This window comes from Cupriavidus sp. 207A1 (genome assembly GCF_057798955.1).
The window spans coordinates 64,950-84,848 of record NZ_JBYOJO010000015.1; the positions used below are offsets into that span (position 1 = coordinate 64,950).

The 19,899-nt window shown below is 60.8% G+C and carries 17 protein-coding genes and 1 pseudogene; 5 read left to right on the plus strand and 13 right to left on the minus strand.

Annotation, left to right across the window (positions count from 1 at the left end):
• Positions 1 to 113 precede the first annotated feature (113 nt).
• Positions 114 to 623, plus strand: a complete 510-nt coding sequence (locus tag AC3FMM_RS24565; RefSeq protein WP_488687600.1) for a GNAT family N-acetyltransferase — start codon at positions 114 to 116, stop codon at positions 621 to 623.
• A 91-nt stretch (positions 624 to 714) separates the two neighbouring features.
• Here the strand turns inward: AC3FMM_RS24565 and AC3FMM_RS24570 are convergent, their stop codons facing one another.
• From AC3FMM_RS24570 to AC3FMM_RS24590, 5 genes are all read right to left on the minus strand, one after another.
• Complete coding sequence (locus AC3FMM_RS24570) at positions 715 to 1,518, minus strand: enoyl-CoA hydratase/isomerase family protein (protein ID WP_488687601.1); 804 nt, start codon at positions 1,516 to 1,518, stop codon at positions 715 to 717.
• Positions 1,515 to 2,759 (minus strand): CaiB/BaiF CoA transferase family protein, encoded by a 1,245-nt coding sequence (locus AC3FMM_RS24575; protein ID WP_488687602.1) that lies wholly within the window; start codon positions 2,757 to 2,759, stop codon positions 1,515 to 1,517. The genes AC3FMM_RS24570 and AC3FMM_RS24575 overlap by 4 nt, the downstream gene beginning before the upstream one ends.
• A 59-nt stretch (positions 2,760 to 2,818) precedes the next feature.
• Positions 2,819 to 3,784, minus strand: a complete 966-nt coding sequence (locus AC3FMM_RS24580; protein WP_414248937.1) for a Bug family tripartite tricarboxylate transporter substrate binding protein — start codon at positions 3,782 to 3,784, stop codon at positions 2,819 to 2,821.
• A gap of 60 nt (positions 3,785 to 3,844) precedes the next feature.
• A complete protein-coding gene (locus AC3FMM_RS24585) occupies positions 3,845 to 4,762 on the minus strand; it encodes a LysR family transcriptional regulator (protein ID WP_488687603.1) in 918 nt (305 codons plus the stop codon).
• Positions 4,763 to 5,256: 494 nt separating this feature from the next.
• Positions 5,257 to 5,604: a hypothetical protein gene (locus AC3FMM_RS24590; RefSeq protein WP_147309727.1), complete on the minus strand. Its 348-nt coding sequence runs from the start codon at positions 5,602 to 5,604 to the stop codon at positions 5,257 to 5,259.
• A 247-nt stretch (positions 5,605 to 5,851) separates the two neighbouring features.
• On the opposite strand from AC3FMM_RS24590, the gene AC3FMM_RS24595 reads away from it, so the two are divergent.
• Positions 5,852 to 6,529: a helix-turn-helix transcriptional regulator gene (locus AC3FMM_RS24595; RefSeq protein WP_488687604.1), complete on the plus strand. Its 678-nt coding sequence runs from the start codon at positions 5,852 to 5,854 to the stop codon at positions 6,527 to 6,529.
• Here AC3FMM_RS24595 and AC3FMM_RS24600 read toward each other — a convergent pair.
• The 7 genes from AC3FMM_RS24600 to AC3FMM_RS24630 all read right to left on the minus strand — a co-directional run bounded on the left by AC3FMM_RS24600 (position 6,516) and on the right by AC3FMM_RS24630 (position 14,673).
• Positions 6,516 to 7,613 carry an iron-containing alcohol dehydrogenase gene (locus AC3FMM_RS24600; RefSeq protein ID WP_116313082.1) on the minus strand — a complete coding sequence of 366 codons (1,098 nt, stop codon included), beginning with the start codon at positions 7,611 to 7,613 and terminating at the stop codon, positions 6,516 to 6,518. The two genes, AC3FMM_RS24595 and AC3FMM_RS24600, sit on opposite strands and share 14 nt — an antisense overlap.
• Positions 7,606 to 8,076 carry an FAD synthase family protein gene (locus AC3FMM_RS24605; protein ID WP_414248940.1) on the minus strand — a complete coding sequence of 157 codons (471 nt, stop codon included), beginning with the start codon at positions 8,074 to 8,076 and terminating at the stop codon, positions 7,606 to 7,608. The genes AC3FMM_RS24600 and AC3FMM_RS24605 overlap by 8 nt, the downstream gene beginning before the upstream one ends.
• A complete protein-coding gene (locus tag AC3FMM_RS24610; RefSeq protein WP_488687605.1) occupies positions 8,063 to 9,331 on the minus strand; it encodes a CDP-glycerol glycerophosphotransferase family protein in 1,269 nt (422 codons plus the stop codon). The genes AC3FMM_RS24605 and AC3FMM_RS24610 overlap by 14 nt, the downstream gene beginning before the upstream one ends.
• Before the next feature lies 1 nt (position 9,332).
• Positions 9,333 to 10,493 (minus strand): MFS transporter, encoded by a 1,161-nt coding sequence (locus tag AC3FMM_RS24615; protein ID WP_198035999.1) that lies wholly within the window; start codon positions 10,491 to 10,493, stop codon positions 9,333 to 9,335.
• A gap of 76 nt (positions 10,494 to 10,569) precedes the next feature.
• Positions 10,570 to 12,834 carry a nucleotidyltransferase domain-containing protein gene (locus AC3FMM_RS24620; protein WP_147309728.1) on the minus strand — a complete coding sequence of 755 codons (2,265 nt, stop codon included), beginning with the start codon at positions 12,832 to 12,834 and terminating at the stop codon, positions 10,570 to 10,572.
• Between the two features lie 10 nt (positions 12,835 to 12,844).
• Positions 12,845 to 14,242, minus strand: coding sequence for an aminotransferase class III-fold pyridoxal phosphate-dependent enzyme (locus AC3FMM_RS24625; RefSeq protein ID WP_414248943.1), 1,398 nt, complete (start codon positions 14,240 to 14,242; stop codon positions 12,845 to 12,847).
• Positions 14,243 to 14,253: 11 nt separating this feature from the next.
• Positions 14,254 to 14,673 (minus strand): hypothetical protein, encoded by a 420-nt coding sequence (locus tag AC3FMM_RS24630; RefSeq protein ID WP_488687606.1) that lies wholly within the window; start codon positions 14,671 to 14,673, stop codon positions 14,254 to 14,256.
• Between the two features lie 398 nt (positions 14,674 to 15,071).
• Between AC3FMM_RS24630 and AC3FMM_RS24635 the strand changes: the two genes are divergently transcribed.
• Entirely contained in the window at positions 15,072 to 16,790 is a 1,719-nt protein-coding gene (locus tag AC3FMM_RS24635; protein WP_488687607.1) for an ATP-binding cassette domain-containing protein, read from the plus strand.
• A 480-nt stretch (positions 16,791 to 17,270) separates the two neighbouring features.
• On the opposite strand, the gene AC3FMM_RS24640 is transcribed toward AC3FMM_RS24635, so the two are convergent.
• A complete protein-coding gene (locus tag AC3FMM_RS24640; protein WP_488687608.1) occupies positions 17,271 to 18,446 on the minus strand; it encodes an MFS transporter in 1,176 nt (391 codons plus the stop codon).
• Positions 18,447 to 18,725: 279 nt separating this feature from the next.
• On the opposite strand from AC3FMM_RS24640, the pseudogene AC3FMM_RS24645 reads away from it, so the two are divergent.
• Together AC3FMM_RS24645 and AC3FMM_RS24650 are read left to right on the plus strand one after the other, a co-directional pair.
• A pseudogene (locus AC3FMM_RS24645) lies at positions 18,726 to 19,115 on the plus strand (M81 family metallopeptidase); the annotation flags it as partial.
• Between the two features lie 85 nt (positions 19,116 to 19,200).
• Positions 19,201 to 19,812, plus strand: coding sequence for an MlrC C-terminal domain-containing protein (locus AC3FMM_RS24650; protein WP_488687609.1), 612 nt, complete (start codon positions 19,201 to 19,203; stop codon positions 19,810 to 19,812).
• Positions 19,813 to 19,899: the final 87 nt, after the last annotated feature.

The following is a 19,899-nucleotide window of genomic DNA, read 5'->3' on the forward strand; positions in this document are numbered from 1 at the left end:
TCGGAGTACGGGGCACGGGCTCGTGCCCTCGCATCCGGTACCGCAAGTGGGAGAACTGGGAGGCGTACACTGCGGCATAACTGGTTCGCAACCGGCCGAGCCAGCCTGCCCCCATGACTATGTCCGTCCCGCTGATCCACTCCGACCGCCTGACCTTGTCGCCCTTCTGCGGCCACGACGCGGCCGAGGCGTGGCCCTGCATTACCCCCACGCTCGCCCGCTACATGGAATGGGATCCCGCCCCGTCGCCCGAGGCGTTTCGCGACGTCTGGCAGGCATGGCTGCCGGCCATGGAAAAAGGCACCGACTTCGTCTTCACCGTCCGTCGAAGCGGCGACGGTCTTTTCCTTGGCCTGGCCGGGCTGCATCATGCCGACACGCCGGCGCCGGAGTTCGGCATCTGGATCCGCGAAGACGCCCATGGGCACGGCTATGGCAAGGAAGCGGTGCTGGCCGTGTCGGCGTGGGCGACGGCCACCCTGCGGCCGGCGCGCTTTGTATATCCGGCCGCCGAGCAGAACTGGAAAAGCCGCCGGATTGCGGAAGCGATGGGCGGCGTGGTGGTAGACCGGCAGCCGGCGCCCAAGTTTGTGCGAGTGGTTTATTCGGTGCCGGTGAAGTAGCCGGCCCGCCGAACGGCAACAGGCAGCCGATCCGTACCGGCCAGCGAAGTGGCCCGACGCCTTTATCGATAGCCTCGGTCGAAGCGGGGATTCAACGCCCCTTCCACACTGGCGGACGCTTGCCAACGAAGGCTTCCACCCCTTCCCGGAAGTCGTCGCTGCCATAACACTGCCGCACCAGGTCATCGGTATCGGCCACCGCCGCCACGGTCTGGCGACGCAATGACTCCTTGATGACCGCCTGCGTCACCGGTGCCAGTGCGCCAAGCCGCTCGCACAGCGCGGCGACTTCGGCTTCCAGCGCCTCGGGTGCATGCACGCCTTCAAGAAAACCGCAGGCCAGCGCCGCATCGGCATCGAGAATCTGCGCCAGCAACAGCATGCGCCGCACCGGCTGCAGTCCCCACGCCGCGCGCAGCTTGGCCAGGTTCTGCGCCGACAGCGTATTGCCCAGCGTCTTCGCGATCGGCACGCCGAAGCGGGCCCCGGGCGTTGCCACCCGGAAGTCGCACGCGGTGGCGATGGCCAGCCCGCCGCCCACCGCCCAGCCTTCGATGACCGCAACCGTAGGCATCGGCAGCTGCTCGACCAGCGCGATGCCCTCGTCGATGCGCGCTTCATACGCGACCCCGTCGTCGCCGCCGGAAAACTGCCGGAACTGAGCGATGTCGGTCCCCGCGACAAAGGCCTCGCCACCGGCGCCGCGCAGCACCGCCACGCGCGCGCCGGCAGTGCCTTCCGCGGCCAGCACGCGGCAGTGTTCGGCGAGCTGCCCGTACATCGCCCACGTCATCGCATTGCGCGCGGCCGGGCGGTCGAACGTCAGCGTCGCGATCCGGCCCTGCCTGGTCAGCGTGACCCGGCCTTCGCCGGCCGCCTGCAGCGGGGCGCTCATGCGCCGAACGCGCCGGCCGCGGCCAGCGACTGCTGTTCGTCCTGCGACATCCCCAGCTCAACGAGGATCTCGGCGGTGTGCTGGCCCAGCAGCGGCGGCGGACGCCGCACCTGCTGCGGCGTGCCGCCCATCTTCACCGCAAAGCCGATATTGGGCACCTTGCCCTCGATCGGATGATCGATCTCGATGCGCATCTGGCGGTGCCTGCCGTGCTCGCTGTCGAACGCCTGCGGATAGGTCAGGATCGGCCCGGCCGGAATGCCGACGGCTAGCAGTTGCTCGATCCAGTAGTCGGCACTCTGCTTGCCGAAGCTCTCTTCCAGCGCGCCGATCAGTGCCTGCCGGTTGGCCAGGCGCAGCGCGACCGTGGCAAAGCGTTCGTCCGCCAGCAGGTCGGGCCGGTCCAGCGTCTTGCACAGCAGCTGCCACAGCTTCTGGTTGGTCGCGCCCATCACGAAGTAGCCATCGGCGGCCTTCATCGCCTGGTACGGCGCGCTCATGCGGTTGGCGGTGCCGAGCGGCTCGGGCTCGCGCCCGGTGCCCCAGTATTCGCAGGTGTCCCACACCGAGAACGCCAGCGCGGAATCGAACAGCGACGCATCGACATACTGGCCCCTGCCGGTCTCTTTCGCGCCGATATAGGCGGACAGCATGCCGTAGGTCGCGAACAGCGCACAGCCGATATCGGCCACCGGCACGCCCGCCTTCACCGGCGCGCCGCCCGGATAGCCCGTCACGCTCATCACGCCCGACATCGCCTGCGCCATCAGGTCGAAACCCGGCCGCGTCGCCCACGGCCCGCTCTGGCCGAAGCCCGAGATGCTGCAGTAGACCAGCTTCGGGTTGATATGGCTGAGGGTCTCGTAGTCGATGCCCAGGCGCTTCATCACCCCTGGGCGATAGTTCTCGACCAGGATGTCGGCGGTTTCCGCCAGCCGGTACAGTACCTCGCGACCGGATTCGGTCTTCAGGTCCAGCGTGACGCTGCGCTTGTTGCGGTTCATGTTGAGGAAACCCATGCTGTCCGGGCCCTTCATCTTGAACCCCATCGAGCCGCGCGTCTGGTCGCCGCCGTCGGGCGGCTCGATCTTGATCACATCGGCGCCCAGGTCGGCCAGCAGCATGCAGGCGTAAGGGCCGGCCATGACCTGGCTGACATCGAGCACGCGCACGCCGGCAAGCGGCAGGCGCGCAGCGTTGGCGTGGGTTGTGTCGGCGCTTGCGTCGCGGGAATCCATCATCGGTTGCATCCTGGGAAATTGGTTCGTGCTGCGTGCATCGGTGCGTCGGCGGTCGCCCATCAGCTTTCCGCCTTCACGCCGGCGTCCTTGATCACCTTGGCCCATTTGGCCGATTCGGCGGTGATGTAGGCGGCGAACTGCTGGTTCGATCCGCCCGAGTCCTCGGCGCCGAAGCTCTTCAGCCGCTCCGCCACGTCCGGCATCGCCAGCACGCGATTGACGTCTTCGTTCATGCGCTGCGCCAGCGCCGGCGGCATCCCCTTCGGGCCGACCAGCCCGTACCACGACGCCGCGTCCAGGCCCGGGAATCCCGACTCCGCCAGTGTCGGAACGTTTGGATGGCTGGCCGCGCGCTTCAGGCGCGTCTGCGCGATCGCGATCACCTTGCCCTGCTGGACGAACGGCGTGGCCGCGGTCATGGTGTCGAAGGCATAGTCGATCTGGCCGCCGAGCAGGTCCGCCACCAGCGGGCCCGAGCCCTTGTACGGCACGTGGACCACCTCGATCTTCGCCTGCATCCGGAACAGTTCCAGCGCCAGGTGCTGCGCCGAGCCGATGCCCGAAGAGCCGAACGAGATCTTGCCCGGGTTCTTGCGGCACAGCGCCACGATGTCCGAAACCGTGCGCACCTTCTGTTCCGGACGACAGGTCAGCATATTGGGCGTGACCCCGACCATCGAGATCGGCGTGAAGTCCGCGCGCGGGTCGTACTTGACGTCCAGCAACGCCGGCGCGATCGCATGGCTGTTGACATGCGCCATCAGCAGCGTGGTGCCATCAGGCGGCTGCTTGGCCACATAGGCCGCGGCAATCGCGCCGGTGGCGCCGGGCTTGTTCTCCACCACCACGCTGGTGTTCCACATCACGCCCAGCTTCTGCCCGATCACCCGCGCCAGCACATCCGTGCCGCCGCCGGGGGCAAAGCCCACCACGATACGAACCGGCCCCGCCACATTGGCCGCGCGCACCAGGCCGGGCACCGCCAGCCCGGCCGCGGCCGCCAGAAGAAATTGCCTGCGCTGCATTGCGTGTCTCCTCTATCGTTTGGAGTCCATCTTGCGCAATGCACCGGCCCAGGGCTATCGCTATTTTCGGGATTCAGGTTTCGTGTTTTGCGCAAGCACCTGCAGCACGCTCAGCGCCGCCGACGACAGCACCCCATGAGGCCGATGGCACAGCACAAAATGCCGCGCCGCCCACTCCCCCGCGATCGGCAACCGCACGAAGCGGCTGCCCCCCGCCACCTCGCGCGCGATCGCCTCCGGCATCACCCCGCCGCCCAGGTTCTGCGCCACCAGCGCCGCGATACTGTCGAACCCGCTCACCCGCATGCGCATCCGCAACACCCGCCCCGCATCCTCCGCCAGCCGTTCCAGCCCCACGGAAATCGCCGAACTCTCGCCCAGCACGATCAGGTCACAGTCCAGCACGTCCTCCGTCGTCACCTTCCTGCGCTTCGCCAGCGCATGGCCGCGCGCCACCACCAGCACCAGCCGGTCGCCCCGGTACGGCGCGGTAGGCAAGTCGACCACGCCCAGGCTGCCTTCATAAATGCCGATGTCGACAGTGCCCCGGCGCAGCGACTGCTGGACTTCCTGGCTGTTCATTTCCTGCAGGTCGATCCGGACACCGGGGCATTCCGTGGCGCAGCGCAGGATGTCGAACGGCAGGAACTGGATCACGGCGGACTTGGGGGCGGCCACCCGCACCACACCGAGATCGCCGCCGACGAAGGACGCGGCGTCGTCCTGCATGCGCTGGACGGTGTGGGTAATGCCGCGGGCGTGGGCCAGCAGCGCGCGGCCGGCTTCGGTACAGGCCATGCCGTGGGGCAGGCGCTCGAACAGGGAAACGCCGAGCTGGGATTCGAGCTCGAGGATGCGGCGGGAGGCGGCGGCGGGAGCCAGGTGGACGCGTTCGGCGCCGCGGGTGATGCTGCCCTGGTCGGCGACCGCGATGAAGAGCTGGATGGTGGTGAGGTCGAAATGGAGGCGGGACGTCACGATTGCGGCGCCTACGCGGGCGTCTTGTAAAAGCAGTCAACCGATGGGGAGAAGCGAAATCCGCCAGCTTAGCTGGCCCAGGCATTTTCTACCGGGTAGGCGACGTCAACAAGCGGGATTTTCCCCTGCTTAGATGATCAGCTTCTGGAACACCCCACGTCGTGCGCGCCGAGCAGCTAGCTTGAAAAAAAGCATCGACGACGGATTGCTGACACCCAGGTGATTTCCCAATCCATCTGTCGAATACGTCCTTTGCATGCAGGAGCAGAAACCACGTCAGCTCGGCCGCACCTGCTGGTCGCAACCGTATGTTCACTTGCATCTACAAAGCCGGCCGTTGCAATGCTCATGGAGCCTGCCGGTAAATCGCAACCCTTGTGTCATCGTCAGCGGGCAGCCCGTGCCGGCGTCAGGCTGGCTGTCCAGATGCCCCAGGGCCGCACGTGTGAGCCGACACAGCATACTGTCGCTCCCGCGGCTTCTACAACATCATGTTAAACGTGATGTAAGGCGTGAAAACGCAACAATTCCTCGGTGATGGCGTTGAAACGCGTGACCGCAGTTTCATCGCCGTTTAGGACGCAGGACCAGAATCCTTCTTCAAGGAAATCCGACGGTGCCAATCGTACGACGTTGCCCCTTCGGACATGCGCTATCTTCCAGTCTGGAGGCAACCTCGCATCAACAATTTCACAATCATCCAGTGGCACGACAGCCGGGAACGTGTCCTTTGCGCTCCACACGACAGCCAGCGGGACATATGGGGGGTCGTGAAAGATCAGACCTAGAACCACAAGATGCCCGCTGACTTCAGTATCAGCCTGCCTAAGCTTTACAAGCATCGCCGCGCTCCATATGAGTTCACACCAATCTCATGGTATTTTATTCAGAATTTCGAAATAATTAATACAGCCACAGACCATCCTTGATTTTGAAGGAAATCAAATTTCGCCTTAATTTACGCCAGCATCATGGCAGGCGAACGGAGGCGATGGAATATGATGAAGCATCCATCACAGATTCCCTACTGTCATGTTGATCAGCCGATTTTCGTCCGCCACGGAAGTAATCGACAGACTAGATGAATGCATGGAAACTACTGAAATAATTTCCCTTTCCAGTCATTTATCGGAATTTTTAGGCTTTCGATACATCTTGCTTTGCACTGTGCTGAAGGGAGCGGTTACGGCCGATTCATGGATTTCTTTTAATAATCTTCCTCCCGGGTTGGACGAGCAATTCAGGAATATTCTGGCTTGCCACCCTCGGTATATTCCTGACAGCCTGTATGAGAACAGTGTACCTAGGCTGTGGCTTACACGAGGAGCTCAGGAAAATGAGCTGGACGAACTGATGCGCGCTGCCACAGCCGCTGGAATCGCTGCTGGAGTTACTTGTCCAGTGCATTCGCGCAATGGAGACGCGTCGCTGATTTATTGGATTGTGGGTACTGAAATCGCTGATGCAGATCTGACAGACTATATTGAAGCGCGAGTCGCCATGTGCATCCGCATTTCGCTCCATCTTCACGAGGCACTGCGGCGGGTCCATCGATCCGCCATCCGGCCAACGATTCGGACCTTGAGCGAACGGGAAAAGGAATGTCTTTTATGGATTGGCGCCGGAAAATCGACGTGGGAAATTGCACAAATCTTGGGCATTTCAGAGCATGGCGTTATGCATCATGTCAGGAAAGTCATGAACAAGCTGGGCGTCAGCCGGCGGCACGACGCAGTGCGGGCGGCCCGGGCTCTCAATCTGATTTGATCAGATCGGCCACGGTATCGTCGAAAGCCGACGCGAAAGCGGCAGGTTCGTTGACGAGATCAAGGATGCCTGTCCGGTCCGGACGTGCGCCTCGTGAAGAGAGGACGACTTCCACGAAACGGTCCTTCACTTCGTATATAGCCTGGCTCAGAAATTCGCCGAGCCCCAGCAGACTTCGGTAGACTTCGGGCGGCAGCGGGGTGTACCCCGCGCGCTGCCGCAAATGGTGGCAGTAAAGGGTGCAGACACCCACCTGCAGCCCGTGAGGCAGAGAAGTTGCCAGGAGTCCGTCGATCGCGTGGCTGATCGTATGCTCGGCGCCGCTGCAAGGCGTGGAGTTACCGGCGACATGCATGGCATAGCCTGAGAGATACAACGCTTGCGCAAGCAAACGCTGTCCCTCATGGGCGCAGAGGTCCACAGGGCGCAGCCCGCAGACGGCCCGGTATGCCGCCGTTGCAAGCGCAGCGGCGACCCCATCGATCCGCTTTGCGCCGGGGCGATGTCCGTCGGCAAGGTCCAGTTGTGCGGAGGCGTTGGAAAGCAGATCGCACATGCCGGACACCGCAAACAGCAGCGGCGCGCGGCGGGTAATCTCCGTGTCGATGACCACGGCAACCGGTGCTGCGCCGGATTCGCGGACTTTTCCGCCGCCCGGCTGGCTCAGCACCGAAATGGGAGAGCATAGGCCGTCGCTAGACAAAGCGGTCGGTATGACAACAAGCCGGACATCCGTGCGGGCGCAAATACTTTTGGCGGTGTCAATAATCCGACCACCTCCGATGGCGACTAGTAGGTCGGCATTGCAGGCCGTCACACGTTCAGCTAGGGCCTCGCAATCGCGGGCATACATGCCGCTGGCCCGCATGTGGAGCAGCCCGCCTTGCATGATGCCCCGCAATCCCTCGCAGAGGGAGGCTGCCAACGCCGCCGTGGGACCATTCCCAGATAGCATCACCGTACATGCATCACCGCTACGTACGCCGCCCGCCGTGGCTTCGATCGCTTCATACAGTGCCGCCCGCCCATCGACGATCTCCAGCATGCCATAGGGACGGCGGCGATCGTTCTGCAATTCAATCATTGCCCCTCTCCCGGATGCGCGCCAGGATCGCCGACGTGCTATCGCCACGGTAGTACGGCGTGTATTGGAATGTTACCCCGTGACGGAAGGCGAAAGTTTCGGACACGCAAACCTGCTCAAGATAGGATGCATGTGGCCAGTCGTCGCCATGCACCACGACGCCGATGTCGTTCGCCACGATGTAAGGCTTGATATCGCGGCTGTTGGATATCCAGGCATCGTCCACATGGCGGCAGGCACGCACTATCTCCAGACGGTCCCGCTCGCTGATGATCGGCACACGCTTATAGGTCGCCGTGAGCGCGTCGCCGTTGACAACTACCAAAAGCCGATCGCCATAAAACCTGGCGCGGCGCAGCAGTTCAACGTGACCTCGGTGAAATAGATCGAAAACACCCACAACCAGTACTGAAGAGGCAGTCATGTGGTCCTCGGTGGTGGTGTCGCGTTCAATAGGTGTCATGCTGCGCTCCGGCCGTCGCGATCGGTTGTCCCGCGTGGCGCACGCCAGCGTAAGCCTCGATGGCACGAGTCAAGACTCTCTGGCAAGCATTGCCGTCCTGCTGCGCATGAAAGAAGCGGCTCGCGTCACGCCGTGCAGTGGCGTCGGTCCGCGGGTCCGTCATGTACGTACGCAGCGCGGTAAGGAACTCCGCGAACGTGTGTGCCTTGATGCCAGGCGTGACGGCGTCGTAGTCGTACATGAGGCCGCGCTTTACTTCATAGGCTTGCTTGTCATATGGCAGGAATACGATCGGACGGTCCAGCGCGAGGTAATCAAGATAGATCGACGAGTAGTCAGTCACCAAGATGTCCGCGGCACAGAGCTTGCCGGCCAGGCCACCCTGCACGTCGTCACGGTCGTCATACGAGATGACATCGGAGACAATTTGCGAGGCAGCATGCTTTTCCAACACGTGCCGGCGTACGACCAGCCTGAAATCATGGGCGCGCAGAAGCTCTGCAAGCGCGTCGATATCCGTATCCGCAAACGGGAACAACACGGTGTCCGCCTGGCCATCGCGATAGGTTGGGGCGTACAGGATCACGCCTGGCCGCGCTGTCTCCACTTCAGCGCTACGCGTATGGAATAGCAGGTCATTGCGCGGGGTGTTGGTAATCCAGATGTCGTCCAGCGACATGTTATTAGACAATGCCATGGTGAACTGCTCGGGCGCCGAACACACCGTCATTGCGCTGTACCGTTGCGCTTCTGCGCGCATCAAGCTTTCCCAGGAGTTTCTTGCTAGGAATCCGATTCGCTTGAGCGGAATGCCATGCCAAAGGTTAATGAAACGCTTGTAGGGCGCCACGAACACGTACGGATAGAAGGCGTTGACCATCGCACCCCGGCTCGTGAAGGCGATCCGCGACGCAAAAAATGCGGACATGCCATCCTTCGATCGCGCAGCAACGACCCGCCCGGCTACGCGGCCTCTCAAACGGGCATACAGTGCCTCGTGATAGACGAATAGGACTGGCTCTAGGTCGGTATTGCGGTGCTTCACGGCGTACTCATAGAGATATCGCGTGTTCTCGTCGTACTCTTCATAGGGCAGCACAAAGAGCAGCACATTCTTTTTACGATGCCGGCAAGTCGCTTCGAGCACCACGAACACCATGCGCAAAAGATAACCGAACGTGAAATGGCGAAGAATGCCGATCCACTTCATTCGTTTTGGCACGTTCTTGGCCCATGAGATGGTCTTGTACCCCATGCTATACGCTCCTCTTGCAAAGAACCGTGGTATGGATCATGACGGCGGCCGCCGAGAATACCCCCATCGCGCAGAACCCGCTCCATCCGTATTGCCTGACGGCGAACTCGGCGACGTTGACGGCTATGGCAATGAACACGCCCATGCCGAGTGCAAAGTAGAAGGCAATCGCACGGGCATGGAAGCCGTCTGGGGCCGCGGTGCCAATATGAGCCATTACGGCGGAGACATTGGCCCCGATGGTGAACGCCTGCAGCAACTGGCAAAGACAGAGCAGCGGAAACGACGCGGTAGTGGACATCAGCAGCCACCGCAACGTTGTCATAGCGGCTGCCAGCCAGAGCATTCTCACACTGCCCAAGGACGTGACGAATCTGCCAACCGATGCAAGGAACAGAACTTCCGCGAAGATTCCCACGGTCCACAGGGTGCCAATTGCCATGGCGGTGTGGCCTTGCTGACGCCACAACTGCCCTGACCCGGAGTAAAGGTAGCCATTGCTTGCCTGTACCAATGCCGCACCGCACAAGACCAAAAGAAACCGGTGGTGCCCGAATAGCTCCCGCCATGGAGGTATCGTTGCGCGGTCGACTGATGTAGGTGTCCGTTTGGAGGCAGGCAGCCTGCACGCCAGCATGCTGGCCGTTGCGAGCGCGAGCAGGACGAGTAGCGGAATACTGTGAACGCTCCACTGAGTCACGAACCCACCGGCCAGAAGCGTGCTGGCAGCGAACCCAAGCGAACCCCAAAGCCTTAGCAAACCGTAGCCGCCTGAGGTGCGTGCGCTGACGTGGATGGCCAGCAGTTCGGCTAACGGAAAGATGGCCGACAGGGCGAGGTTGAACAGCACGGCAGGAACGAGCATCAGCCAGAATGACGGTGCAGCCTGATAGGCCAGGAAAGTCACAAAGGCTGTACAGGTAAGCACCAGCAGCAGGGAGCGCAGAGCACCGGTCCTGTCTGCAATGCCGGCAACGATGGGGTTCCCGACCAGCTTCGGTAGGAACGAGAGTGAAACCAGCCGTGCGACTTCGGCCGATGACAGTCCCTTTTCGAAGAGCCACAGCGGCAAGAAAGGGATCAACGTTCCCTGCGCAAGGAAAAGGATGAAATAGAGCGCGGATACACCCCGCGCTTCGCGAAGGCCGAAAGGATTCGCCATGGCAACATGGGAGGGAGAACGGCGTGGCACGTGTGACGGCATCCCCGGCTACTGCGCTGCACCGGGGCGGGTCAACTCAATTTTCAGACTTCGCCGACCATGCCGGCTTTCCGGCGGTGGCGAATGCTTCCTCGTTCTTTCGCCATAGCAAAGGGGCGCGTTCTGACTCGATTGCGGCAAGCGACGCACCGTCATGCAGAACGTTGCCCACAAATCCACGCAGGTACAGGAGTTCGAGCATTCGCTTTGCGGATAGGCTATCGCCCATGGACTCATACCGGCCTACATATTGCTTTGCGGCCAACTTGCAGGCGTCGTCCTGACACAATGCGGCCACGCTCGCCCGATAGCGGCTGGCAAGATCCGGGGGGCCGGCGAGTACCTCACCGCAGAGGAAATCAACGATGCTGTCCGGCGTCTGGGCAGCGTATCCGCCGATAGCCTCAATATTGCTGACTGGCAGAAATTCCACTGACAATGTGAGCTCCGTGCCGGCCCACTTGCCGATGGATTCGCGCACGCGCGCGGCCAGTGCCGGATCCTGGCAGAAGACCCCAATGTCAATATCAGAGGCAGGGCCGAACTCTTCGCGGGCCAGGCCACCGTGTAGAACTACCAGTACGTTACCCGCTCCATTTAGTAGACGCGGCAGGCCGTCGCGCAGAAGGGCCAGCGTCGGCGCCGCGTTCTGGCGTTGCAGCCGGCCGCCGTCTTCCGCTGCGTTGCCGACGCTGGCTCGGTTGTATTCGAGTCTATGTCTGATGCTTGCGTTGCGGAGGAGGTTCGCAAAAAGGCGCCCATCGTCGGATACCCGATATAAATGCCAAATCAGTGCCGAGAGCTCTGCTCGCCGGGTCTTTATCTCCTCATCGAAGCTGTCGACACGGAAAGCGATGAATCGCAGAAGTTGTCGCAGAAACATCGCGTTCTCCAGCAGCTTGAGCGATTCGCCGAGCACATCCACCACTTCGCAGAGCTGCTGGCGCGACGCGGCCCGCATGAGGATTTCGGTCGCCATCCGATCATGGTTTGCATCGAGGTAGTGGTCCACCCGGAAGCTGACATGCAGAGGGTGTCGTGGCTGGCCGTCTGCCCCACATTGGGGGAAGCGTGCCGGGAGCACTTCGAGTTCGATGCGGTTATATTGCCCAACGGACACGGAATTCGCTCGATGTCCAATCAGATCCATGATTTCGCGCTTTGGCTTTAAGAGCGCCAGCGGTGCCTCCGATTCGAGGTCCCACGCTTCGGGGTCGAAGTACGGATGGAATGCTTGTCGTACCTCGTCCCTGCTGCAAATTGCGCCAAACTCTTCCACGAAGATCGGACCTCTAGCATGTGCCTCCCGCTGCGATGCGGATACTGGGCACTCGACGACGTCTGTCTTTTCGAAGTCCAGGATGTGGAAGGTGGTCGCGCCGGCCGTCTGCTCGACAAGAATATTCCGTGGCGCCATGTCGCCCCAGACGATGCCATTGGCATAGAGAAAATCTAGCAACAGGCGGGCCTTGCGCAGCAGTGCACCCCGTCCCGACGCGTTCGTCTGCGTCATTAGCACTGTTTCCAGTGTAGGATGCCTGACGAGCGGCATGACCGAATAGCACACACCATCGCTCAGTGTTCGTATGACCGCGAGTGGCCGTACGACGGCAAACGATACAGCGCCCTTATCGTCGAGCGGTCGCACTGTCAGATGATCCTTCAGGTCCAGGCGCGCCACGATCTCCGCCACGTTCCTGAGTTCCTTTGCAAGGCGTCCGGCCTTGGCTGGATTATCGCGCTTGATGACTACCGAGTTACCGCCGGGCAGACGCGATTGCCGAACGAGGCCTTCGCGCACCAGGGAATGGAGACCAGGAAGATCGAGCGATTGATCGAATGACGTGCCAATGTTCCAGCCAATGTTGTCGAGCCACTCGCGGACCGGACCGGCGCCTTCCCAGAACCAACCGAGCACCTCGCATGCGTCGCCATGGCCGTGCAACAGCTCGTCGAGTTGCCCAACCGGACGCGGACTCAATCGCGTGCGCGATGTATCGAGAACAGCGGCCACGGCAATGTCATACAGAACGGGAGAATGAGCGGGAAGCGGCAACGTTAGATCATTGATCTTGCCTGGCACCAACCGCAGCGCGCGCAGGATTTCCAGCGATGAAGCGAGATCGCCTTCCCGCATCAAGGAAGCAAGCTGCGCGGCATTCCACCTCGGAATCTGATCTTCCAGGTCGGCCAGGATGTCGCCTAGGCGGTGGCAAAGGATGTCGTCGCGGTAGTATTCAAAGCCTGGCCAGTTCTGGTTCCGGAGCAGGGTCCTGTAGGCATTTCCGTTCTTGTCATGCATGCTGTCGTCCTTAGCGGTATGCCGCTTCGCCAATGCGTGCAGCGAGGATGTCGCAGCCGCGGTCCAACTCGTCCATCGTAATCGTGATAGGCACCTTTACGATCAGCACGTGCCTGGTGATACGGAGGAAAAGGCCTGATCGGAAGCATGACTCCATGACCGCGTGTGCTAGCCCTGCGGAGGGTGAGCCTGTGGCGTCCACTAATTCCAGACCGCACATCAGACCGCCACCCTTGACTCGAGCGATAGTGTTTCGAAACCGTTGCGCCATAGAACAGAGCCTGTTCCACAGGTGGGTCGCCTTGGCGTTAACGTCTGCAAGCAGCCCGCGCTCGAGTTCGGCACGCAACTGCGGACCGAGGAAAGCGGGAACGGCTGCTTCCGGAATGCCCACCAGTCGGTCGACCACGGCATGCGCCGCGACCAGTGCTCTGACGTCGGCGCCGTTTGTCTTCGATGCCGTGCCGTGCTCCATATGCCGGTAGCGGCGATTTGCAATAGTCAGTGCGAGGGGGCCATTTCCGGCTGTCAGCGCCTTGCCGAACGCACCGATATCTGGAGGCGCGCCGTGATACTCGGCCGCGCTCATCTTCCCCAGCCAGCCAAATCCCGTCTGGATCTCGTCATAGATCAGGCAGATGTCATGCAACGCGCACACCTGCAGCAACGCCCTCAGGTACGACGAAGAATAGGGCTGAACGCCGTTGTTCATCTGGATGGGTTCGACGATTACCGCGAAGACATTCGGCGCGATCAACTCTAGCTGATCGAGTGCTTGCCGCTCACGCGCGCTGAGGCCGTAGTCCGTGTAAATGCTGTCAGTACCGTCTGGCGCCGGCAGGTAGACGACGCTGTTGCTTTCCGCCAGGAACTTGTGCCTGCGTTGAACGTGCGAGACAGTGTATGCGGTCAGGTTTTGACCGTGATACGACCCTTCGAAGGAAACAAGGAACCGCCGGTCGGGATGGGCCACGCTGGCGGCCTTGATCGCATGTTCCACGGCATCGGAGCCGTTGCATTGCCTATGGCTAACCACAGCGTCCTTGATGCCGCCGACACCGAGATTGATCAGCCGTTGAGGCAGGCTGTAATAGAGCTCGCTGCCGAGCTTCGTGGTGTGGAATGACGGGCGATCGCTTGCGAGATAGGCGATCTGTTGCAGTTTGACCCAGGGATCGTTCTGACCGAGGATGCAGTTTACGGTCATGGATTGGAAGTCGATCAGCGGGCCGGCGTTGGTTTGTATCATTGCACCACTGCCAGAGATCGCCATCAGGTCGCTTGGGACGATGCTGTCCACGAGCATCCCATTCTTGTTCAAATCCGAGCGCAGATCCGTATGGCTGTGGTGATAGCGTGAACTCAGGTACGAAATGCTCTCGGACGAAAATAACTCACTGTTATACATCCCATCCCCCTTCAATTGGTTGCGGCTTTGAAGATGACACCGTTGTTCACGTAGAAGCCGTTGTCTGCCAGAAGCTCTTGGACCCGCATAACGCCCGCCAGGATGGTCTGCCGGACATGCATGTCCTCAAGAACCATGCGTATGTCGTCGACATATTCCTCGGCTTGAGAAATCCAACCCGACCACAACAGGTGAATGTGCGCACCCGATGACGTGATGGGTGCACTACGCCAGTGGTGCTGGAACCATTGGTTGAGCAGCGCGAACTTCAAGATGTCACCCATTGGGATGCCCGGTATCGATAGGCCATGCAGCCGGCCGGCTATCTCTTCCAATGGCACGAACCTGGCGATGTCTTCAAGCACCCGTATGTCGACATGAAGACTGTCGTCAGTCTTCATCGCCTCGACCAGGCTTTTGCGCTCTGGCATGGCATCCGCTCCTCATGCAGTTGTGGGCGGATTGTGACAGCCAGTGTTTGGATGTGGCTACTACACGATTATGCAGTGGTAGGTGTCATGACATTGAGCGATTCGATGCGGGCAACAAGGCAACAGCAAAGCCGCCTTCCCATACGGCCGCCACGTCCAATGTCAACTCGATCTGTGCGTTGCTCTCGCGAGACGTCCGCATGGATTCTTCACGGCGTCGTAGCCTGCCTCCCCTGAAAATCGCGAATTGACAGAAGTTTCTTCTGCAATATTCCGAATACTCTGACGATCATTTTCTGGCAACACACCTTAATCTGCGAGCAGGTGGTCTCAATCAGTGTGAAATGAACAAATCTGGTCCAGAGACCCCCGCATGACTTCTCCGAAGGTGACCCGCGATGAGGTTTCTGTTGGATTTGTATAAGGACTGGATCTTCGCCTACCGAATCGCAGCCGGAAAGTACCCAGGCTTGCCAATGCACTTCTGCGGAGCAACCCTGTTTGTAGCGCTGTCCGCGGCATTATCAACGCTTGTTCCCTACCTCTTGCGTGAGACAACCAATGCTCTGTCTGTAGACGCCACGCTTGGCGCTACCGCCATGCCGGTGATTCTGGCAGCCGCGTACGGACTCGCCTGGACAACCGCGCGCGCCTTTGAGTGGCTGAAAGCGATGATTTTTACGGCCGTCCTCGCCAGGTGTGATGCCGCATTCCACGGCGCCATCTTTGCCAGACTGATCAGGGCTGACTACCCGCGCCTGAATGCGGAGGACCCAGGCAAGCTGGTCTCAGTCATTGCGCGAAGCCGGGCCGCTTTCAGTGCAATCACGTTTTCGGTGTTCTGGGCAATCATCCCGATTGTTCTCCAGCTGGTACTTTCCAGCGTCGTTCTGTGGCAACTGACCGACGGCGCGTTTGCTCTCGGATTTGCCGTCTCCGTGTTGCTTCTCTTTGCCGCGACATGGTTCCTCGCAGAGCAAAGCAAAAGCGCTCATGAAGAGATCTTCAGCGGTGTCGACATGCTGTCGAGCCATCTGGTTGAAAGACTCGGATTCATGCTGGACATCAAACTCAACAAGGCATATGCGAGAGAAGATGCCGCGTTGCACCGCACGCTTGATGTCTATATCGGCAAGATCACCCGCGGGAACATCAGGCTCGCACTTCTTCTCGCGGCGCAAGCCATCTGCACCGGCCTCTTGCTTACGCTTTTCTCGGTGACGACTGCATACGGCGTCACGCACTCCGTACTCCGTGCGGGCGATTTCGTCATGGTTGTTGGCTACGTCGTGACACTGGCGATGCCATTCACCAACCTCGCGGGATCGCTGTCCGATTTGCGCCGCAACCATCTCGCGCTGCGCGAGGGTTTTGGCCTGCTGGAGATGCCAATCGAGCGCAGTGAATCCAGCGTACACATCGACCATGCTGCGAAGGAAGTCTGCCGCATTGAGAACGTAATTGTCACGCAAGCCGGAAAGCAGATTCTGCGGGACGTGAATATCACTATCAGGCAGGGCGAGCTTGTCGCGCTCATCGGGCCATCGGGTGCGGGCAAATCGAGCCTGGTTCACCTGATGCTTGGACTCGCGCGCCCCGCGGCTGGCACAGTCCATCTATTTGGTGCGGAGGTCAGCAAACTGTCGGTCAGCGATATCGCAAGCGAAGTCGCTGTCGCACCTCAGGCGCCGATGATCCTGACCGGCTCACTCAGGGAGAATCTGACCTACGGCTGTGACAACCCGCCTTCAGAACGCGCGCTGCACGAACTCGTTGCCTTGCTTGAATTGAATGAGATCGCCGCAGACGGAAACGACGACATCCTGGATCGTCCGCTAGGTATTCAAGGCAGGGACCTGTCAGGAGGGGAACGCCAGCGCGTCGCGCTGGGTAGAGCGCTCGCTCGCCGCCCGGCGGTCCTCATTCTGGACGAACCCACCTCATCGCTCGATCCACAACGCGAGGAGCGCATCTTTGCGCGTGTCCGGGAGCGGGTGCCAACGCTGATCGTGGCTACGCATCGACATGCGCTGGTCCGGGCGGCAGATCGTGTATATCGCATTGCAGACGGGAGCGTCCGGGAGCACTCCCCTGAGGGTTGCAAACACCTAACTTGAGATGTTTCTTCGGCCGTCTTGGGAAAGTTCTGATTACTCAAGCCGAAAACAAGAACCACTCTGTAAGTGCGCCCTTCTGGTCAACAGCGGATCCCGTCCGGCGAACCGCTCAGGTTCAGTGACATGCCCATCCGCGGGCCATGGTCCGCAGGGAGGTTCGCAATGCCTGCACTGCTGGGGTTATCCGGCGCACCAGCCGGTACGCTTATCACCATCGCGGAGTTGCATCGTCTGGCAACTCTGCTTGGTTGTGGTTACGACATTGACGCCCACCATGAAGAAAACGGCCACTGGGTGGTTATCTTCACCATTGCCGATCGTCGCTACGGACTTAGTACAGTACGGGGCCAGTTAAGGCGCTGGCGTCGGCTCGAGTCTCTCTTGGCGTTCTTGAGATCACATTGTCAACACCACGACGCTCTGCGTTTGCATACTGAAACATGGACTTTTTCTCGGTCCGGCGTGCGGAGCACCTGACTGTCAGCGCATGCGCCGCAGTGTTGCAGCTGAAACAAGCGTGGAAATCGTACAGACAACGGCGACCGGCAGTGCTGAATCGTTGTAGGCAAGACCCGCCAGGAACGCGACAGCCCCGCCGGTCAATGTCTGCAATCCGCCCAGCATGCCAGCGGCAAAGGCACGGTACTCGGCGGCGACATTCATGATCCACGCGTTGGCAACGGGTACGATAAGGCAGTAACCCAGCTGGGCAGCAGCCAATGCTGCCAGGAAAACGGGCAGCGCGTGCGCTTGCGTGATCGAGAGGAGCAATAGTCCAAGCGCGGAAAGGCCTAGACATAAAATGCCGGCCGCAACAAGGCTGCGCTCAGGTACGCGTGCCATCAGCGCGCCGGAGCACAGGTAGCCGATCACGCCGACGCCTGCGAAGCCGGCGAAAACGATCCCTATCTCAGTGACTGACATGTTGAAGAGACTAGCCAACAGGAATGGTTTGACCACCAATAAAGTGGTATAGCCGCCTTGAGTCGCACACAGCAGGATCAGCGGGATCCTGGCTGTCATGCAAAGACTAGTCAAATCACGAAGCGACATCGTCCCGCGGGAGGACCGGAGATCATGAGCTGCACCGGCCGGAGGCGGAAATATTGCGAATAGCACCGGCACCGCGAGCAGAGGCATGCAGAACGCTGCAAACATTGCGCGCCACCCCCACACAGCGGCGATCCATCCGGCAGCCAATGGAGCAATGATGCTGGTCGCTTCCAATGCGGCTTGCCCGTAGGCAAATAGTTTCCTGTATCGCTCATGGGCCAAGAGGTCGCGCATTAGGGCCCGGTTTCCAACTGCGCCTATTGCATTTACCGCAAACAATGCCAGCAGGGCCACCGCAAAGGCCAGGTAGCTTTGGGCAGCCGCACTCAGTAGGCCCAGCAAGCTGGCCCCTACGGCGCTCACGGTTACGCTGCGCAGTCTGCCAATATGATCGACCAGCCACGGCGCGACAAGGAAAACTGCCGCGCCCACCATCAAGGTCGCCGAGAAGAAGGTCTGAAATCTTGCCTGACTGACGGCAAGGTCGGCGCCAATCAGAGGAAGGACGGGGCTGAGCACATCGAATAGCGTCGCCACCAGTATTGTTCGGAAGACCAGGCAAACATAGACGATGGTTGTTTTTAATTTCTGGCGGTCGGTCATTTGCGGTCGGGAGACACCATCGCTGTTGCCAACGGCATCGTTCTCAATGGTGTCCCATATTGCAGTATGAGAAGTGCCATGGCATGGGGAATCGTCTCAGCGTGCCATGGCCGATCGCCGTATTTCAGGCAGCTAGAGCACGGTCGGCAGCAAACCGGAAGAAGGCGCGGCAGGACCGGCGCCACGCTCCGATCGTGCCCGAGGGCGTCGCCTGCCCGACATAGCAGCACGCCGTCAACCGGCAGCGCAGCGCGAATGCCTTCGAGGATGTCTTGCTTCATGGCGGCATACGCGCCGGCTTCGTATCTGGCGCTTGCCGTTCGTGCGCTGGCCGGGTCGGGTGTCCCGATTGCCGCGGTCTACGATTTGCACGGCAACATGACGGACGCGATGCGCGACGCTTGCGACCTGACGTTGCCGTGCAAGCTGTAAATGCGACGCCTGCCGATGCTGCCATACATCGTGACGACACAAGACGGGTTCATCCCGGCGGAAGTCAACGACGTTTGCCGGAAGCTGGCAGCACAGCCCGGCGTCATCGACTGCTCGTGGTTCCACGGTTTCCCCTACGCGGATATTGCCGCCCCCTGCCCGGCGGTCGTGTGCACCACAACCGGAGACGGCGCGCTTGCGCAGCGTTGCGTCGACGAAGTCGCGCAATGGATCTGGTCGCATCGCGAGGCGTTCCGTCCGACGTTTCCGACCCCCGCACAGGGCGTCGCCCTTGCCCTGTCGGCGGCAGAGGGGCCTGTCGTTGTCAACGCGTACGCAGACAACCCGGGCGGCGGCACACCCGGAGACGGCACGCATCTGCTTCGCGCGTTACTGGATGCCAAATCCGCCCGCCGGCACGTGCTGTTTCGCGTCGATCAACGATGCGGCCGTGGTTGCACAAGCACAGCGCGCGGGTGTCGGCGCGACGATCAGGGTCTCGCTGGGCGGCAAGCAAGGCCGCTTCCAGGGTGCGCCGATCAAGGCCGATGCCTATGTGAAATGCATCACTGACGGTCGTTTCGTGAATCGCGCCGGCGCGATGTTCGAAGGCGTTCGATTCGATCTGGGGGCGATGTGTCGGCTGATCATCAACGGTGTTGATGTCATCGTGGCTTCGCGTGCCGAGCAGATCTATGATGTCGAGCCGTTTGCGATGCATGGGGTGGACGTTACGGGGTACAAGGTCGTTGCGATCAAGGGGGCCAACCACTTCCGCGCGGGATATCGGACGGTGGCTAAGCAAATCATTTCTGGCGACAGTGAAGGCTTGAGTACGGCTGCCATCACGGCGTTTCCCCGCCACCGGCTGGTTGGAAAGTATTGGCCCTTGTGCGACGAAGAGCAGTTCGAAGCCAGCAGCGATGTTTCATGATGTGGACACAATCTCGTCATCAATGGGCTGGACGAGTGGCGAGCGTGAAATAGATCCGTCCCTTTTCCTTCTCTGTTGTCCGTCTAC

Bases quoted from the DNA above. Each gene is read 5' to 3' on its own strand.
- AC3FMM_RS24605 (WP_414248940.1), bottom strand. From the start codon at position 8,076: ATGACACCTATTGAACGCGACACCACCACCGAGGACCACATGACTGCC.
- AC3FMM_RS24630 (WP_488687606.1), bottom strand. From the start codon at position 14,673: ATGCCAGAGCGCAAAAGCCTGGTCGAGGCGATGAAGACTGACGACAGT.
- AC3FMM_RS24625 (WP_414248943.1), bottom strand. From the start codon at position 14,242: ATGTATAACAGTGAGTTATTTTCGTCCGAGAGCATTTCGTACCTGAGT.
- AC3FMM_RS24615 (WP_198035999.1), bottom strand. From the start codon at position 10,493: ATGGCGAATCCTTTCGGCCTTCGCGAAGCGCGGGGTGTATCCGCGCTC.
- AC3FMM_RS24620 (WP_147309728.1), bottom strand. From the start codon at position 12,834: ATGCATGACAAGAACGGAAATGCCTACAGGACCCTGCTCCGGAACCAG.
- AC3FMM_RS24640 (WP_488687608.1), bottom strand. From the start codon at position 18,446: ATGACCGACCGCCAGAAATTAAAAACAACCATCGTCTATGTTTGCCTG.
- AC3FMM_RS24610 (WP_488687605.1), bottom strand. From the start codon at position 9,331: ATGGGGTACAAGACCATCTCATGGGCCAAGAACGTGCCAAAACGAATG.
- AC3FMM_RS24600 (WP_116313082.1), bottom strand. From the start codon at position 7,613: ATGATTGAATTGCAGAACGATCGCCGCCGTCCCTATGGCATGCTGGAG.
- AC3FMM_RS24575 (WP_488687602.1), bottom strand. From the start codon at position 2,759: ATGATGGATTCCCGCGACGCAAGCGCCGACACAACCCACGCCAACGCT.
- AC3FMM_RS24635 (WP_488687607.1), top strand. From the start codon at position 15,072: ATGAGGTTTCTGTTGGATTTGTATAAGGACTGGATCTTCGCCTACCGA.
- AC3FMM_RS24580 (WP_414248937.1), bottom strand. From the start codon at position 3,784: ATGCAGCGCAGGCAATTTCTTCTGGCGGCCGCGGCCGGGCTGGCGGTG.
- AC3FMM_RS24565 (WP_488687600.1), top strand. From the start codon at position 114: ATGACTATGTCCGTCCCGCTGATCCACTCCGACCGCCTGACCTTGTCG.
- AC3FMM_RS24570 (WP_488687601.1), bottom strand. From the start codon at position 1,518: ATGAGCGCCCCGCTGCAGGCGGCCGGCGAAGGCCGGGTCACGCTGACC.
- AC3FMM_RS24590 (WP_147309727.1), bottom strand. From the start codon at position 5,604: ATGCTTGTAAAGCTTAGGCAGGCTGATACTGAAGTCAGCGGGCATCTT.
- AC3FMM_RS24595 (WP_488687604.1), top strand. From the start codon at position 5,852: ATGGAAACTACTGAAATAATTTCCCTTTCCAGTCATTTATCGGAATTT.